The sequence below is a fragment of the Vibrio sp. HI00D65 genome, from assembly GCF_001635455.1.
Classification (GTDB): Bacteria; Pseudomonadota; Gammaproteobacteria; order Enterobacterales; family Vibrionaceae; genus Vibrio.
Genome location: NZ_LWEH01000159.1, coordinates 134,468 through 151,211 on the forward strand (window position 1 = coordinate 134,468; position 16,744 = coordinate 151,211).

Annotated in this window: 14 protein-coding genes; 6 read left to right on the forward strand and 8 right to left on the reverse strand. The window is 45.2% G+C overall.

Annotation, left to right across the window (positions count from 1 at the left end; all coding sequences use genetic code 11):
- Window positions 1-42 precede the first annotated feature (42 nt).
- Together A3712_RS14205 and rlmA are read right to left on the reverse strand one after the other, a co-directional pair.
- Window positions 43-996 (reverse strand): ChaN family lipoprotein, encoded by a 954-nt coding sequence (locus A3712_RS14205; protein ID WP_063523986.1) that lies wholly within the window; start codon window positions 994-996, stop codon window positions 43-45.
- Window positions 997-1,071: 75 nt separating this feature from the next.
- Window positions 1,072-1,887 carry a 23S rRNA (guanine(745)-N(1))-methyltransferase gene (gene rlmA / locus A3712_RS14210; RefSeq protein WP_063523987.1) on the reverse strand — a complete coding sequence of 272 codons (816 nt, stop codon included), beginning with the start codon at window positions 1,885-1,887 and terminating at the stop codon, window positions 1,072-1,074.
- A 204-nt stretch (window positions 1,888-2,091) separates the two neighbouring features.
- Between rlmA and A3712_RS14215 the strand changes: the two genes are divergently transcribed.
- The gene (locus A3712_RS14215) at window positions 2,092-3,060 is read left to right on the forward strand and encodes a nucleoside hydrolase (RefSeq protein ID WP_063523988.1); all 969 of its coding nucleotides are present in this window, start codon (window positions 2,092-2,094) and stop codon (window positions 3,058-3,060) included.
- Between the two features lie 114 nt (window positions 3,061-3,174).
- On the opposite strand, the gene A3712_RS14220 is transcribed toward A3712_RS14215, so the two are convergent.
- Both A3712_RS14220 and gap read right to left on the reverse strand, forming a co-directional pair.
- Window positions 3,175-4,059: a D-hexose-6-phosphate mutarotase gene (locus tag A3712_RS14220; protein ID WP_063523989.1), complete on the reverse strand. Its 885-nt coding sequence runs from the start codon at window positions 4,057-4,059 to the stop codon at window positions 3,175-3,177.
- 245 nt (window positions 4,060-4,304) lie between these two features.
- Window positions 4,305-5,300, reverse strand: coding sequence for a type I glyceraldehyde-3-phosphate dehydrogenase (gene gap / locus A3712_RS14225; protein ID WP_063523990.1), 996 nt, complete (start codon window positions 5,298-5,300; stop codon window positions 4,305-4,307).
- Between the two features lie 358 nt (window positions 5,301-5,658).
- On the opposite strand from gap, the gene msrB reads away from it, so the two are divergent.
- Entirely contained in the window at window positions 5,659-6,057 is a 399-nt protein-coding gene (gene msrB / locus A3712_RS14230) for a peptide-methionine (R)-S-oxide reductase MsrB (protein WP_063523991.1), read from the forward strand.
- Between the two features lie 174 nt (window positions 6,058-6,231).
- On the opposite strand, the gene A3712_RS14235 is transcribed toward msrB, so the two are convergent.
- Window positions 6,232-7,038 (reverse strand): DUF2989 domain-containing protein, encoded by an 807-nt coding sequence (locus tag A3712_RS14235; RefSeq protein WP_063523992.1) that lies wholly within the window; start codon window positions 7,036-7,038, stop codon window positions 6,232-6,234.
- 113 nt (window positions 7,039-7,151) lie between these two features.
- Here A3712_RS14235 and A3712_RS14240 point away from each other — a divergent pair, with 113 nt between their 5' ends.
- Window positions 7,152-7,433, forward strand: a complete 282-nt coding sequence (locus A3712_RS14240) for a YeaC family protein (protein ID WP_010437067.1) — start codon at window positions 7,152-7,154, stop codon at window positions 7,431-7,433.
- Window positions 7,434-7,577: 144 nt separating this feature from the next.
- Here A3712_RS14240 and ansA read toward each other — a convergent pair whose 3' ends face one another.
- Together ansA and sppA are read right to left on the reverse strand one after the other, a co-directional pair.
- On the reverse strand, window positions 7,578-8,594 hold the full coding sequence (ansA, locus tag A3712_RS14245; protein ID WP_063523993.1) for an asparaginase: 1,017 nt from the start codon (window positions 8,592-8,594) through the stop codon (window positions 7,578-7,580).
- A 119-nt stretch (window positions 8,595-8,713) separates the two neighbouring features.
- On the reverse strand, window positions 8,714-10,564 hold the full coding sequence (gene sppA, locus A3712_RS14250) for a signal peptide peptidase SppA (protein WP_063523994.1): 1,851 nt from the start codon (window positions 10,562-10,564) through the stop codon (window positions 8,714-8,716).
- Window positions 10,565-10,842: 278 nt separating this feature from the next.
- On the opposite strand from sppA, the gene A3712_RS14255 reads away from it, so the two are divergent.
- The 3 genes from A3712_RS14255 (at window position 10,843) to A3712_RS14265 (ending at window position 15,717) form a co-directional block, all read left to right on the forward strand.
- On the forward strand, window positions 10,843-12,852 hold the full coding sequence (locus A3712_RS14255) for an NADPH-dependent 2,4-dienoyl-CoA reductase (protein WP_063523995.1): 2,010 nt from the start codon (window positions 10,843-10,845) through the stop codon (window positions 12,850-12,852).
- 207 nt (window positions 12,853-13,059) lie between these two features.
- Window positions 13,060-13,608: an NAD(P)H nitroreductase gene (locus A3712_RS14260; RefSeq protein WP_063523996.1), complete on the forward strand. Its 549-nt coding sequence runs from the start codon at window positions 13,060-13,062 to the stop codon at window positions 13,606-13,608.
- 114 nt (window positions 13,609-13,722) lie between these two features.
- A complete protein-coding gene (locus A3712_RS14265) occupies window positions 13,723-15,717 on the forward strand; it encodes a DNA topoisomerase III (protein WP_063523997.1) in 1,995 nt (664 codons plus the stop codon).
- 18 nt (window positions 15,718-15,735) lie between these two features.
- Here A3712_RS14265 and A3712_RS14270 read toward each other — a convergent pair whose 3' ends face one another.
- Window positions 15,736-16,737, reverse strand: a complete 1,002-nt coding sequence (locus A3712_RS14270) for a DUF3080 domain-containing protein (RefSeq protein WP_063523998.1) — start codon at window positions 16,735-16,737, stop codon at window positions 15,736-15,738.
- Window positions 16,738-16,744 lie beyond the last annotated feature (7 nt).

Consider the following 16,744-nt stretch of genomic DNA (forward strand, 5'->3'; position numbering starts at 1 on the left):
CCTATGCCGATACCTATGTTTAACCTAAGAAGCTAAGCGAGCTTAGTCACATTGTAGGTCTGAGCTGCGTTTAGAGAGGTGTTTGTATGCCTTCATACGGTTCTCTTTCTGAACAAAACGCACGGGTGGAGACAATACTTGTAGTTGGTAATCACTTGAATCCGAAGACAAGGCTTCGACTGGTGTGATGATGGCAACTTGCAGGTCAGGATTGCGACGCGAGATAGAAGCGGCTGTGCCTAAACCACCTTCAGTATGGAATTTACCTGCGACATGAATAACCTGTTTACCAGGGTTCGTTGCTAGGTAATCGACAATCGACTCCGCCATGGTTTCATCCCAAGTCACTTGAGCGGCAAACTGCTTTTCAGTTTGTTCAGGTGTGCCGTGGTGCATCGATGCCATGAACTTGTCTTTGTATGGGCTATCGCCAGTATTTACTTCATCGGCCACCCAGTCACGTTGCTTTGTAGAAAGTTGGTCTAGGTACGGTAACCCTTTACGGCCAATACATTGAACAAAGGTTTTGGGCGCGTTTGCCGCGATAATATCTAAGTCATTCGCTTTTGCGAACTCTACTAGTGCGCGGTAATCGCTTTCGTAATTTGGCCAAGCGGCAGCCTTGGAAATAAGGACCTGTTCACCAATTTCACCATTTAGGTATTGGTTAAGCGTATTTTGGTGCTCGCGGGTAAATTGCTCCATTGATAGGGCAATGTTTGAGTCTGCATTTTGACGCGCTTTTAAGAAGTCAGTCTGAAAGCGGTGGATGGCGGAGTGAGTGTGCCATTCGCCAATAAGAATGACGTCAGCGTCTAGCAACTCTTGAGGTAAAGCATTAAGTGAGAGTGCTTCGCCTTGTGGTGAGGCAAACTGGTAATCGTAGTAGGTGGAAACGGTTTCCGGTTGAACTACTTTTTGAGAACTGTTTTCTGAGGGTTGATTAGCACAAGCTGTGAGAAGAGTGGCTAATCCGATAAGAATAATACGTTGCATGAAATGCCTCCTTGAAGAACACGCATACTAAAGGAGGCAAGATGAGATTTCAATGCAAACGATAATCAATATCAATTAAATATATTTGCGATACACTCTTAGCATAAAGTCAGCTTCACAGTTGAATTGCTCTGCGTTGGTGAGTTGTTGTTTAAACTCTTCAGTCGCTTTCCAAGCAAACGGCGTCATCTGTAGCAGGTCGAATGCATCAGACCCCGATAGTTCCATCATATAGTTTAGATGCTCTTGGTACTCAAGAGTAAAACCTTCGATCAATTCAGGATCTTCATCGTGTAAACGCACACCATCATAAATCGCGTCACGCAACTGATATAGGTGTCGGCTTGCCGGTGTTACTGTAATCACGACACCATTGTCTTTAATTGTGCGTTGGAGCTCTTCTGCCTTACATGGTGCATAAATGCGTAGAATGCCGTCTAAGCTGTTTTCAGCAAAGGGTATGCGATGGCTAGAGGCAACAGAGAAGTCGACTGCTGGGTAGCGTTTAGCCGCGTATTTGATAGCAATCTTAGAAATGTCTAGACCAAAAATCGCACCGCTTTTATCTTGAAGACTCAACGCGATTTCATTGGTGTAATATCCCTCGCCACAGCCAATATCCAACAGGCTAGGATCTGTGTCTGGCAGGTAGCTAGAGCATAATCCGACAACAGCTTGGCGCATAGGATTGTAATGGTTGCCTTCTAGGAAACGACGACGTGCTTGCATCATCTCTTTGTTGTCACCTGGATCTTTTGAACGTTTATGATGTGCAGGCGTCAGGTTGACGTAGCCTTCTTTTGCTAAATCGAACTGATGGTTCTTTTCACACTTAAACGTACGATCGTTTTGAGATAAAGGTTGGTGACACAGAGGGCATTGGTAGTGCATGACGATCTCAGAGCATAGAGTAGGGCGGCAGATTCTATCAAAAAGGACTCCGTCAGGCTAAATAAAAAAGCCACCATAGTGGCTTTGGAGATACGGAGTGTTGGGGCTGACAACATTAAAAATCATTGCTTCGATTTCGGTCACGTTTGTCTGCCGTTTTTCTGGGTATGGTTCACTCTTCAATAGCGTGAATAAGAAACTGATATGAAGAAGAAAATTATCCTCGACACAGATCCAGGCATCGATGACGCAATGGCCATTTTATTTGCTGAAGCTCATCCAGAGATTGAGCTGGTGGGGATTACGACGGTCTATGGCAATGCGACGATAGGCAACGGCACTCAGAATGCGCTTTATCTAAAGCAAAAGTTTGGTATGAATGCGCTGGTGGCAAAGGGCACAGATAAGCCTTTAGTCAGAGACCCAGTTGGCGCTACTGTAGTCGTACATGGCGAAACTGGTTTTGGTGATGTGAAAGCACCAAGCGCGTTAGATGTTTCAGAGATTGAGAAGCCCGCTTATCAGTTCATTATTGATAGTGTTCGTGCTGAGCCGGGAGAGATTACACTCGTGGCTGTAGGACCTCTCACTAACCTTGCTTTGGCGCTGGAAGCTGCCCCTGACATTGTCGAATTGGTTAAGGAAGTGGTCATTATGGGCGGAGCCTTTGGCGAAAATGACCACAGAGGCAATGTGACGCCGTTTGCTGAAGCGAACATACACGATGATCCTCATGCTGCAGACAAGGTCTTCACGGCATCATGGCCTGTAACGGTTATCGGGCTTGATGTAACAGAAGAGAGCTTCTTTACTGCTCAATACTTGGATGAATTAAGAGATGATGCTGGAGAGGTCGGGCAGTTCATCTGGGATATAAGCCGTTACTATTTGAAGTTCTACTCCGAAAAAGTGGGAATGGAAGGCTGCCACGTTCACGATCCATCAGCCATTGCTTATGCCATCCAACCTTCTTTGTTTGAGTGTCGAAGTGGTGCGATTAGAGTGGTCACTGATGGACCTGCAGAGGGCATGACCATCCAGAAAAGCGACCAGCGCAGTTACATGAATGATGAGTGGAGTTCATTCCCGGCGCAGAAGGTCGGGATTAAAGTAAATGATAAAGCGCTGCTGTCACTCTATAGAGAGACGTTAGTTCGATATTCTCAGAGTTAAGCTTGATCGTTAGCCGCTTGAAAGCAATAAAAAGGCCGGAGTGAACCGGCCTTTAATGTGTCTTGCGTAGTGAACTGATGACTGAACAGTTTCCTGAATAGTTTCCTGAACAGGTTACTGAACAGAAATCATTGTAATCAGCTGGTGGCTCTCGCCAGGCTGAAGTATTTTGCCTGCTTCTAAACTTGGCGCGTGCAGTGTTGATTCAACACATAGCATGGTCAGGTAACCATCGTCTTGCATGTCACCCATCCCAGCAGCACCTTCTGCCCATGGGTTCCATAAAACCGCAGAGTTATGGCCTTGGTTTTCAACCGATAGAGTACGCTCAAGTTTTTTGTCCGTAACCAAGATTTGAGCTTCTGGTTGAGTGTACACTCGATCAATGGTGTCGGTTAGCATAAGCTCAGTACCGCCTTGGCAGATTTTGCCATCTTGCAGGCTGTCGATGTACTCAGCGCCCATACCCGTGGTGGTTGTGTTATGGATGTCTACAACGTTCAGGTAAGTGTGCAGTGCGCCAGAGAAAGTCCATGGTTGCTCATCGGTATTCTTCACATCCAAAGTCACTTTAAGCTCATTGCCAATCTCAACATTTAATTGAGCGTCGAACTGATGAGGCCATACTGCCAACGTCTCTTCGCTAGGTTTCAGGCCTAAGCTGACAATCACACCCGCTTCACTTTCACGGTGTTCAACTAATTGCCATTCACTTGAACGAGCAAAACCGTGCGCTGGTGCAGCAATGCGACCAAACCAAGGCCAACATACTGGAATACCACCACGCAGTGCTGTTTTGCCATCAAACTTAGCTTGTTGACTCATCCAAATTAGGTCTTCTTGGCCTTGTGGTTGGAATGACACAACATGGCCACCGAACAATGAAATGGCAGCATTTGCTTTGTCGTGGATAACACGAACCAGTCTTACACCTTGGTGCTCAACTATTGTCACGTTGTCTGAAAGTACAGCCAGTGCAGGAAGAGTTGATAAATCCATTACATAATCCTTCTTAAGGGAAATTGAATTCAAATTCGAGATGCTCAAACTCAAGCAAAAAGTCGGGTAGTTCTCGCATTTGAATTGAATCTCGTACCGGAAAAATGTGCCATTTGTTAAGCATCATCTTCATTGGTGCAGAAGTGCTTCATAAACAACGGGTACAAAAAAGGCGACTTTAGAGCCGCCTTTTCTTTTCAGTCTTTTCTCAAAGACAGTCTAGCTAAACGCTATCTAAGTAGTAATTACTTAGAGATGTGAGCGATTAGGTCTAGAACTTTGTTTGAGTAACCGATTTCGTTGTCGTACCAAGATACAACTTTAACGAATTTGTCAGTTAGAGCAACACCAGCTTTAGCATCGAATACTGAAGTGTTAACTTCGCCGATGAAGTCTTGAGAAACAACTTGGTCTTCAGTGTAACCTAGAACGCCAGCCATTTCGCCTTCAGAAGCTTCTTTCATTGCAGCACAGATTGCTTCGTAAGATGCAGCTTCTTTTAGGTTAACAGTTAGGTCAACTACAGAAACGTTAGCAGTAGGTACACGGAAAGCCATACCAGTTAGAAGGCCGTTTAGTTCTGGAAGAACAACGCCTACAGCTTTAGCAGCACCAGTTGAAGATGGAATGATGTTTTGAGAAGCACCACGGCCACCGCGCCAATCTTTAGCAGAAGGACCATCTACAGTTTTTTGAGTTGCTGTAGTAGCGTGAACTGTAGTCATTAGACCAGACTCGATGCCCCACTTGTCGTTAAGAACTTTAGCGATAGGAGCAAGACAGTTAGTAGTACAAGAAGCGTTAGAAACGATGTCTTGACCAGCGTAAGTGTTTTGGTTAACGCCCATAACGAACATTGGAGTTGCGTCTTTAGAAGGACCAGTTAGAACAACTTTCTTCGCACCAGCAGTGATGTGCTGACGAGCAGTTTCGTCAGTTAGGAAGATACCAGTTGCTTCAGCTACAACGTCAACACCGATTTCGTCCCACTTAAGGTCCGTTGGGTTACGCTCAGCAGTTACGCGAACTGTTTTACCGTTAACGATTAGGTTACCGTCTTTAACTTCAACAGTACCGTTGAAACGACCGTGAGTTGAATCGTACTTAAGCATGTATGCCATGTACTCTACGTCGATAAGGTCGTTAATACCTACTACTTCGATGTCTGCGCGCTCAACAGATGCACGGAATACGAAACGACCGATACGGCCAAAACCATTAATACCTACTTTGATAGTCATTGTAGTTGCTCCACAACTTAATTTCTGATTAAAGATAACTGGTAGTAAAATTACAGAATCCAGTCTAAATCTGCAATAGATAATCCGACTTAACTTGTTTAATGTCAAAAAAAAGCGACGCTTTTCTTAACAATTGAGTGTAAGTGGTTGAAAATTGACCATTGCTAATGGTTCTGTGCCCTTCCAGTTGGGTAAAATACCTCTAAATGACGATTCACTTATGAGTGTATATGTACAATGTTTTCTTGTGAGAAAGTATGTGCTACAAAACGACTCATATGCAAGCCTTTATAGAAAAAAGTAAATATAATAAGCGATAATGTGGGGAGATATTAACGTGATTCAAAAGGAAAAAAACATGATAAAGCCTGATGAATACTGGCGTGAGCGCCTAACGGACGATGAGTTTGAAGTGTGTCGTTTACGTGGTACTGAAGCCCCTTTTAGCGGAAAATTGTTACACAACCATAAGACAGGTGTTTATAGCTGCACATGTTGTCAAACCCCTTTATTTCTGTCGGATAATAAATATGACTCGGGATGTGGATGGCCGAGTTTTGATGCACCAATCAACGACGAAGCAGTACGCTATATAGAAGATCTAAGTCACGGAATGAAGCGCGTAGAGATTCGTTGTAGTGCCTGCGATAGCCACCTAGGTCACGTTTTTCCTGATGGTCCGAAGACAACTGGCGAACGTTTTTGTGTTAATTCTGTGTCGTTAATTTTCAACAAAAATGACGAAAGTACGAAATAACCTGTAACTAATGTTTAATCCTTACAGATCGCATTTATCGATGAAACAGTCATGAATAACTCAAGACTTGAGAGTTAACTTTAGTACAAATAAAAACAGCGACCACCATGGTCGCTGTTTTTATTTTAAGAGAGAATCAAATGACGTTTGCGTTAGAAAAGTGCTATCGCTCTATCAGTAGCTAGGTACGATGGAAGGCGTGTAAGTGCCATCCTCTATCGCTTCAACGATTTTGTCTGCGTCTTGATTTAGCTGTTTATATTTTGGCTTTTCAAAACGATAGAAAACTGAAAGCTCAAATTCAGAGGCGATAGGTACGTTAAAGTCTTTAGCGACCATTGCCCATACATACGCTTCTTCCATATTACCTAAGCTGTGGTTAATACTAGCCATCGACTTAAAAATTTCGGTGTTGACGTTCGAGTTACTCGATAAGGTCAATGCGTTATTAAGCAGTTTTAATGTTTTAACATGGTCTCGAGTGGTGTAGAACGTTGCTAGGGCATATTGCATCTCTGCTGTATTTAACGCTTCCGTTCCTTCCAGTTTTAAGAAACTGCGTCTAGCGTTGGTATCTCCGGTTTGTGACCACAAGAAGTAAAGTGTTTCTGGCGTGTCTGATTGAGACAGTTCACTGACAATACGTTCAGACTCTTCGATGCTGTGCATTAAAGAAGTAAAACGACGTTCTTGAAGTTTAGATTGATCGATCGTTTCTATCTGTGCGGCAAGCTCAAGACATTTTTTATAGGCTGTGACTAATTCGAACTCTTTGATCTTATTGATTTCGCTTGGGTGTTTTTGAACTTCAAAGCGATGCCAGATAAGGTCAGTACGCGCCACGCGGCACTGTCCGTCGTTCATGTTTAGCTGTTCGCATCGCAATCCAGGATTGCTCTGGCACAGCTGGTCGGTATTTTTGTTTCCTTCAAGACACCCAACCAGAGTGAAAGGTAATAAGCCAATTGCCAACCATTTCATAATTTTCATATTCCTTCACTTGTGATCAAATGCACTTATTATTGGTCAGGTTCTTGACTCAATTCTGTTACGGGTTATTTTCTGATGAAAATTGTTAAAACTAAGGCTTTACCATGGATGCAGAACAACTTCTTAGCGCAATGACACCCGAGGTCTACGAACGTTTAACCTACGCAGTTGAAACGGGTAAATGGCCAGAAGGAACAGCGCTTTCCAAAGAGCAGCGTGATTCGTGTATGCAGGCGGTTATGTTATACCAATCTAAACATAACTCTGAAGCTCAACACATGACAATTGCTGCTGGTGGCGAAATTAGCTTTAAGTCTAAATCTGAACTCAAAAAACAGTTTAAGTCAGATCAAGAAGATATTGTGAGAGTTAACCCAAATCATTAGGCTTTAAATTACAACAAAGGGGTGGCGCAGTGCCACCCCTTTTACGTTAAGTCGTTTATTTATAAATAATAAAACGATTTAGCTCACGTTAAACTGCTGCTCTTTTCATAGAATAGTAGCTCCTCAAGGTGAACCTTAACGAGCTTACAAGCTCATCTCACCACGCAGTACTTGCTGCATCTGAGTTTTCACTTCTTCGTAGCTTAGGTTTTGGCTTAATAGGTAATGAAGTTTCGCTAGTGCGGCTTCAGGAGTCATATCATAACCACTAACAACTCCAGCTTCTGCTAAAGCACAGCCTGTCGCATAGCCACCCATGTTCACTTTACCTGCTAAACATTGAGTTAGGTTCACTACGATAACCCCACGCTCTGACGCCTCTTTTAGGTGCTGAAGCAGTTCTGGGTTTTGTGGTGCATTACCAACACCAAAAGTCAGCAGGATCATCGCGTTAACAGGTTGCAGCAATGTGTTACGGATCACTTCGTGAGAGATTCCTGGGTACATAGTGATTACGCCGATTGGTTGCGGTGTGATGTTATGAACCTTGAACTCACCTTCAGGTTGCTCGTTAACCACAACATTGTTGCTTAGCTGGATATTGATACCAGCTTCCAACAACGGATTAAGATTTGGAGAGGTAAACGCATTGAAGCCATCTGCGTGTGATTTGGTGCTGCGGTTACCACGCATTAATTTGTTATTGAAGAACAGGGTCACTTCGTTGATTGGGTAATTCGCCGCGATGTGCAGTGCATTCAGTAGGTTTGCTTGGCCGTCAGAACGTAGCTCAGCAAGCGGAATCTGAGAGCCCGTCACAATCACTGGTTTGCCAAGGTTTTCTAGCATGAAAGACAACGCAGAAGCGGTGTAGGCCATGGTGTCAGTACCGTGCAAGATAACGAAACCATCGTATTTGTCGTAGTTCGCGCGGATGTCATCAGCGATAGTTTGCCAATCAAGTGGCGTCATGTCTGAAGAGTCCATCAATGGCGAGTATTCGTGGATGGTGTACTCGGGCATCTCTGGGCGATGGAATTCAGGCATACCAGCAAGCTGTTTATCCATGAATCCAGCAACAGGGACATAGCCGTGATCATGCGATTTTTGCATGCCGATTGTGCCGCCTGTGTACGCGATATAGATGTGTTTTCTTTCCATGGCGATTATTACTTTAGTGTGATGTAGGGAACAGGTGGGCGATTATAGCGAATTATTATGTAATAAAAAGAGGCGCCTCACACAGAGGCGCCTCTTGATAATAAAGCGTTGAGCTTGAATTATTGAACTTGGCAGTTTAAGCAAAAAGCGTAACGGCTTTGTGGGTCGTTAAAGTTGCTTAATAGTTGGCTATCTTGAGTTAACTGTTGCGTAACAGGCTGCAAACTGCTTGGTATCATTGACTGAATATCAAGGCCAATCGACACCTGAACTTGGTTCATAAATTCTTGAATAAACTGCTCAGTGGCTGAAAGAGGCTCTTCTACCCAGTAGATGTTGTAGCTTTCGAGTTCTGCAAGTGAAGCGGCGGCTGCAATCGCGTCATCGAAGTCGCCAATTTCATCGACTAAACCGTTTTGCATAGCGTCTTGACCTGTCCATACGCGACCTTGAGCAATTTTATCGACCGCATCAACATCCATCCCACGATTTTCTCCAACCAGACCGATGAATCGGCGGTAGCCATGTTCAATACTCATCTGGAACGCATCTTTCGCGCCCTCAGTTAGGCCCGTGGTGATACCAAGACCTGAGAACGGTGATGTGCCAACGCCATCAGTGTAAACACCAATATCATTTAAGCCTTTTTCGAAGGTAGTGATGACACTGAAGATACCAATCGAGCCAGTTAACGTCGTTGGTTGAGCGAGGATTTTGTCTGCGCCCATTGAGATCCAGTAACCACCAGAAGCGGCAAGGCTAGACATTGACACAACTACAGGCTTACCCGCTTGCTTAATCGCTTCTATTTCATTGCGAATAACTTCTGAAGCAAATGCGCTGCCGCCAGGGCTGTCCACTCTAAGAACAACGGCTTTAACTTTGTCATCGTTACGAGCTTGGCGAAGTAGAGCCGCGGTTGTATCGCCACCCACGGTGCCACGTGGCTGTTTGCCATCCATAATAGCGCCGCTAGCAACAATCACAGCTACATCGTGTGATTCACTGCTCATGTCTGGAAGCATAGTTGCACGGTACTCGTAGTAGCCAAGTGCGTTGTAACTGTCTTGACCATCACTACCGAACACATCTGCAAGCTTTAGCCGAACTTGCTGGCGAGTGGCTAGCTCATCCACCAAACCAAGCTTTTCCGCTAGTTTCGCGATATCGCCATCGACAGATTCAAGCTCTTTCAAGAAAGTGTCCATACTTGGATTGAGTGTCTTCGCATCAATTTGGCGATTATTGCTCACATCATCAACGTAAGCACTCCAAAGTTGACCCAACCAACGTGATGCCGACTCTTTGGCTGCGTCAGACATGTCGTCGCGAATGAACGGCTCAATCGCGGATTTGTAAGTGCCCACGCGGAACACATGAGTGTTCACATCGAGCTTCTCTAATAGGGTTTTGTAGTAAAGCGAGTAAGCGCTGTAACCTTTAAGAAGTACACCACCATCAGGCGACATGTATACTTTAGTTGCGTAGCTTGCTAGGTAGTATTGGCTTTGGTTGTAGAAGTCACCCACCGCATAAATTGGCTTTCCTGAAGCTTTAAATTCATTTAAGGCTTTAGCGATGTAGCGCAGTTTAGTTAGGTTGGTCTCTGGCAGCTCTTTAAGTTCCAAAACAATACCTGTTACATTGTCATCGTCTTTGGCATAGCGAATGGTTTCAACGATATCAAAGAGAATATTTTCTTTTGGCAGATCTTTGCTCAGCAGCGAACCGGTAACGGAATCCATCGGATTGATATAGCGGCTTTGTTCAACAATCGGACCTGACAGGTTTAGCACTAAAGCAGATTGTTGTGGCGTGGTTGGCGGCACTGTGTCTGAGTGGAAGTACACAAAGTAGATAACGGCAATACTGAGCAAGAAGATTAGGTTAACAAGCGCAACACGAACAAACGTAATCAGCTTCCATATCCCTTTGAAGAGCATGCCTATAAATTTGAATATTTTTTTCATTCTGTCTCCGCAGTGAGATTATGTCGCTTTAAAAAGCAGCAGTACCATTAATCTCAATCATATGAACTGCTTAGTATCCTACGATAATTCCCTAACTCAAACTATACCAAGAAGCGTTAATCGATTTATATTCTCATTAAGTGTAGTCAAATTAAGGGCTTCTGAACGATTAATACCTTCAGCACTATGATCGGTGTTACAAAAATGTAAACGGCCGTTTGAACTTTTGGTGATTGAGCTATACTGTGGTCAGACCACAAGGATAAATAACAGAAGTGATGTCTGCCATGTACCCACATTTACTTGAACCACTCGATCTTGGATTTACTCAGTTACGAAACCGTGTATTGATGGGATCAATGCACACAGGTTTAGAAGAGCATAAAGAAGGCCTGCATAAACTCGCCGCGTTTTACGAAGAGCGAGCAAAAGGAGGCGTTGGCCTAATTGTTACAGGCGGCTTTTCTCCGAACTTACGTGGCAGATTATCTCCGTTTAGTGCTGAATTCAGCAAAGTTAAGCACGCGAAAGCGCACCAAGTTGTTACCGAAGCGGTACATAAGCACGGCGGGAAAATTGCGTTGCAGCTACTTCACGCTGGTCGATACGCAATGCACCCATTCGCGCAAAGTGCTTCGGGTATAAAAGCACCAATCGCCAAGTTTGCGCCAAGTGAAATGAGCCCTCGCCAAATCAAAAAGACCATCAATGCCTTTGCCAACAGTGCCGAACTTGCTCAAGTGGCAGGCTACGACGGCATTGAAATAATGGGCTCTGAAGGATATTTGATTAACCAATTCATCTGTAAGCGTACCAACATGCGTTACGACGAGTGGGGCGGTTCTTATGATAAGCGTATGCGTTTCCCGCTAGAGATCGTGAAATCGATTCGCGAAGCTGTGGGCAAGGATTTCATCATTATCTTCCGACTGTCGATGCTGGATTTGGTTGAGCAAGGTAGTACCTTTGAAGATGTTGTGTTGCTGGCTCAAAAGCTTGAGGAGGCAGGCGTTACTATTATCAATACCGGTATCGGTTGGCACGAAGCGCGCATTCCGACTATCGCGACACAAGTACCACGTGGTGCCTTCTCTTGGGTTACTGAAAAAGTGAAGCCGTATGTCTCTATCCCAGTGATTACCTGTAACCGTATCAATACACCAGAAGAAGCAGAGCGCATTATCAGCTCAGGTCAGGCCGACATGGTTTCTATGGCTCGCCCTTTCTTGGCTGACCCTGATTTCGTTAACAAAGCCGCACAGGACCAAGCCCAGTACATTAACACCTGTATCGGTTGTAACCAAGCGTGTCTTGATAACGTGTTTAAAGGGAAACGCGCGAGTTGTTTGGTTAACCCGCGAGCATGTCACGAGACTGAAATTGTCGTTCAGCCTGCACCAGCGACTAAAACAATAGCGGTTGTAGGCGCAGGCCCTGCAGGCTTGGCTTGTGCGACGACTTTGGCTCAACGCGGGCACAAAGTTGACTTGATTGAGAAGAACGATCGTATCGGTGGTCAGTTTAGACTAGCAATGCAGATCCCGGGCAAAGAAGAATTTAGAGAAACGATTCGTTATTTTGCCAACCAAATCGATGCATCGGGTGTGAATCTTAAGCTGGATACTGAAGCCACGTTTGAAATGCTGCTCAAGTACGATGAAGTGGTGATGGCGGCAGGTGTAGAGCCAAGAAAACTGAATATTGAAGGTATTGATCACGAGAACGTGGTTGACTATCAAACCTTGATTCGCGAAAAGACACCAGTAGGCGAAAAGGTCGCGATTGTTGGTGCTGGTGGTATCGGGGTCGATGTGGCAACCATGCTCACCGAGCCAACGTCACACAGTCTAGACGATTGGCTGCATGAGTGGGGCATTGACAAGAATATGGAACACCCAGGTGGTCTGTACCCTTACCCGGATTCATTCAGTGACAAAACGGTTTGGGTGATGCAACGTAAAGCGGGTCGTGTTGGTAAAGGACCTGGCAAGACTACAGGTTGGATTCACAAACGCACACTAGAAAAACGTGGCGTGAATCTGTTGGGTGGCGTGAGCTACAACAAAATTGATGACCAAGGTCTGCACATCAGCGTTGGTAAGCAAGATCAGGTGTTAGATGCTGATTCGGTTATCGTGTGTGCAGGTCAAGTATCGGTGAGACCGTTTGAAGATATGTGGCAAGAGTTCGGTGGCAAACTACACGTGATTGGTGGTGCTGATTATGCTGGTGAGCTAGATGCTGTTCGCGCTATCCGTCAAGGTGTTGAACTAGCGATTAAGTTATAGATAAAACTATCAAGACTTAATCTTATCGGTAAATATGCTTATCTAATCTGCTAGATAGATGTTTGAACAAGGCCCCTAAGTCATAGATTTAGGAGCCTTTATTGTTTCTAATTTAGGTCAAATGAGCAGTCGTTGAGATTTATTATCGTTTGTATTCTGTGCTAAAGTTCAAGTATAGAAATAATTAAGAAATAGTAAGGACTTCAAATGGATGCTTTGGATCTACTGCTCAACCGACGCTCTATCGCAAAACTCTCTGATCCAGCACCTGAAGGTGTCGCGTTAGAAAACATCATCAAAGCGGGCTTGCGTGCCCCTGACCATGGTGCACTTACACCATGGCGCTTTGTTATCGCGCAAGGCTCAGGGCTACAAAAGCTATCTAATATCTTGGTTCGTGCTGCTGAAGCGGAAGACAGCGAAGAAGCAGTGATCGAGAAAGTGAAAAAGGCACCGTTCCGAGCTCCTATGGTGATCACCGTGATTGCGAAAGTCACCGAGCATGAGAAAGTACCAGCGATTGAACAACATCTTTCTGCAGGCTGCGCGGCGCAAGCGATGCAAATGGCGGCTGTTGCTCAAGGATTTCAAGGCTTTTGGCGCTCAGGTAAATGGATGTTCCACCCAGAAGTACATCAAGCATTCGGTCTAGAAGGCGACGACGAGATCGTTGGTTTCCTATATCTAGGTAGTCCGGGCTGTACGCCAATGAAAGTGCCAGAGCGTGATTTCTCTAAGTTTGTTGAGTTCTTATAAAGAACGCTGAAGTTGAATAGTTGAATGCTAACTGTATAAACAACCAGTTTTTCTTGATTTATTAGGGTCACATTGGATAATGTGGCCTTAATTGTTTGTAGCATCTGGAAAAACATGTCTCGCCTAATTATTGCTGAAAAACCAAGCCTCGGTCGTGCGATCGCCGCAGCACTGCCTAATCCACAGAAGAAAGACCAAGGGTTCATCAAATGTGGCAACGGTGATGTAGTGACTTGGTGTATTGGACACTTACTGGAGCAGGTTGAGCCAGACGCTTATGACGACCGCTACAAGAAATGGAACTTGGCCGATCTTCCTATCGTGCCAGAGCAATGGCAGTTGAGACCACGCAAGACTTCAAGCAAACAGCTCACGGTGATCCGAAAGTTATTGAAGGATGCCACTCAAATTGTTCACGCCGGAGACCCAGATAGAGAAGGGCAGCTGCTGGTTGATGAAGTGATCGATTACTGCAAAGTCTCTAAAGCCAAGAAAGAATCGATGGAAAGGTTGCTTATCAGCGACTTAAACTTACCTGCTGTAAAACGTGCACTCTCTCAAATGCGTAGCAATCGTGATTTTATCCCTCTTTCTGTTTCAGCATTGGCACGCTCAAGAGCCGATTGGCTGTATGGTATGAATATGACTCGCGCTTATACCTTGCTTGGTCAAAAAGCAGGTTATCAAGGCGTATTGTCGGTAGGGCGTGTGCAGACACCAGTACTTGGTTTAGTGGTGAGACGTGATGAAGAGATCGAAAACTTCATTCCAAAAGATTACTTCACTTTGCATGCCTTGATCCCTTACCAAAATAACGGGCAGAGCTTTGATATTCGTGCTCGCTGGAAACCAAGTGAAGCCTGTAAGCCGTGGCAAGACGAAGAAGGCCGTGTACTCAATCGAAGGTTGGTTGAAAACGTCGCTCAGCGAATCGCAAACCAACCTGCAACCGCCACAGAGTCAGAGCAGAAGCAAAGCAAACAAGCAGCGCCACTTCCTTACTCTCTGTCTGCGTTGCAGATTGATGCCTCCAAACGTTTTAGTATGAGCGCTCAGCAGGTGTTGGACACCTGTCAGTCTTTATATGAGAAGCACAAGCTTATCACTTACCCACGTTCCGATAGCCGCTATCTTCCTAAAGAGCACTACTCTCAGCGAGAGTCGATTGTAGACGCCATCGCCAATAATGCGAAAGAGCTACAAAGTGGTGCTCAAGGCGCAGATCTCTCACTGAAATCAAAAGCATGGAACGACAGTAAGGTTGATGCTCACCACGCAATAATCCCAACACCGAAGAAATCATCGGTGAATGGTTTGTCTGCGAATGAGATGAAAATCTATCAGCAAATTGCTCGCCAGTATCTGATGCAGTTCTATCCACCAGCTGTGTTTGCGGATGCTAAGTTAGTGTTTGATATCGCTGGCGGTGTGTTCATCGCGAAAGGGCGTCATCTTATCAACCCGGGTTGGAAAGTGTTGATGGGTAAAATTGACACTGAAGATAAAGGTGATGGTACTGATACAGTTCCACCGCTAGATAAAGGAACTGTGTTGACCTGCCGTGAAGGTGTCATTGGTGATAAGAAAACCGAACCACCGAAGCATTTCACAGAAGCGACATTACTTCAAGCGATGACAGGTATCGCCCGTTTTGTCGCGAACAAGGATCTGAAAGCTATTTTGAAAGAGACTGATGGCCTTGGAACAGAGGCTACTCGTGCGGGCATTTTGGATACGCTATTCAAAAGGCAGCTGCTAACGCGCCAAGGTAAGAGTATTCATAGTAGCCCTGCAGGTAGAGGCTTGATTCATGCCTTACCTGAGGATTCGACCTTTCCAGACATGACAGCACATTGGGAACACCAGTTGCAAGGCATGGCCGAACGCAACCAAGCGTATCAACCTTTCATGCAAGCGCTGGAAAGCAAGATTGATGGCTTAATGGGGCGAGTGAAAACGGGGGAAGTACCTGAATCGCTCCGTCATCTCCCTAAAGTTGAGATACCCGCTTTTAAACGCCGTAAAGGTGGTGGAACGAAGAAATCTTATGCCAAAAAAGGTTCCTATGCAAAGAAAGGCAATTCAGCTAAAAAAGGTTCTAAAAGCTAGCGTTTGCAAGTGTTCCCCTTAGCGTCCGACTTTACGTCCACAACGCTCAAATAACTGTTGCCAGTAATCAACATGGCGACGAGTTGATGCGCGAAAGGCTTGGTGCGTATCTTGGATGGGGAAGTAGTAGCTGTGCAGTTCTGGTTTAGCATCAAACATTGCCAGCTGCGGAGCGAGCTGTTGATAGTAGCCATCCAGTTGCGCCATGTACGGCTGTACCTTACCAATATATTGTTGCTCAAAGACATTGTTGAGGTAACGGAACTTAGTGGTGTCGCGTTGTTTTCCGCAGATGATATTGGCATCAAAAGTAGTGAGTTGCTCGGTGATGATATCGAGTTCAACCGACGCGCGCGCAAGCGAGTAGTACAGATCCCCAAGGGTGGAGCTCTTCTCTAACACCTCTTGCACCTCTGTGGTATTACCCGAAACAAGTGGTGTATTTAATGATAGGTTGAGATGCTCCAAGGCGTCGCTCGTCTGCCTTACTTGTTGACCGATATCCTGACGCAACCACTGGCTTCCACGCATCTGTGACTGCATAGCATCACTGGCATAGATCAGGTTCCATTGATGGAGTGGAAACTGTGCGAGCTTCTGTTGCTCGATCCCTTTCAAGAGTTCGATGATTTCTGGGTCTAGCTCATCACTTGATAAGCACTTGCCTACGCCTTCGAGTAGAGCAACTTGATAATCGTAATTGCGGAATTCGTCCGCGACTTTTCCGAGCACTGAGTTACGCTCAGCAATCAGGTTGAAAAGTCCACATTGGCGAAGCTGATAGCTGTCGATGAGCCCAATAGAAACAGAGGGGACGTTTAACGATAGCTCTCGCTTTCTTGGCAACCCCTCAAATTCCCATTCTTGTTTGATCTCCTCAGCATCTTGCACTCTGGCTACCTTGGTTTGATAGTCGTCGAACAAGTCTCCAGGTTCCTCACCAAAACATCCGCTGAGTAACAGGGTGATTAAAAGCAGTGGTGAGCGTTGTACGAAGTTTGTAAGAAAGCGAAGATTCATGGGTTAC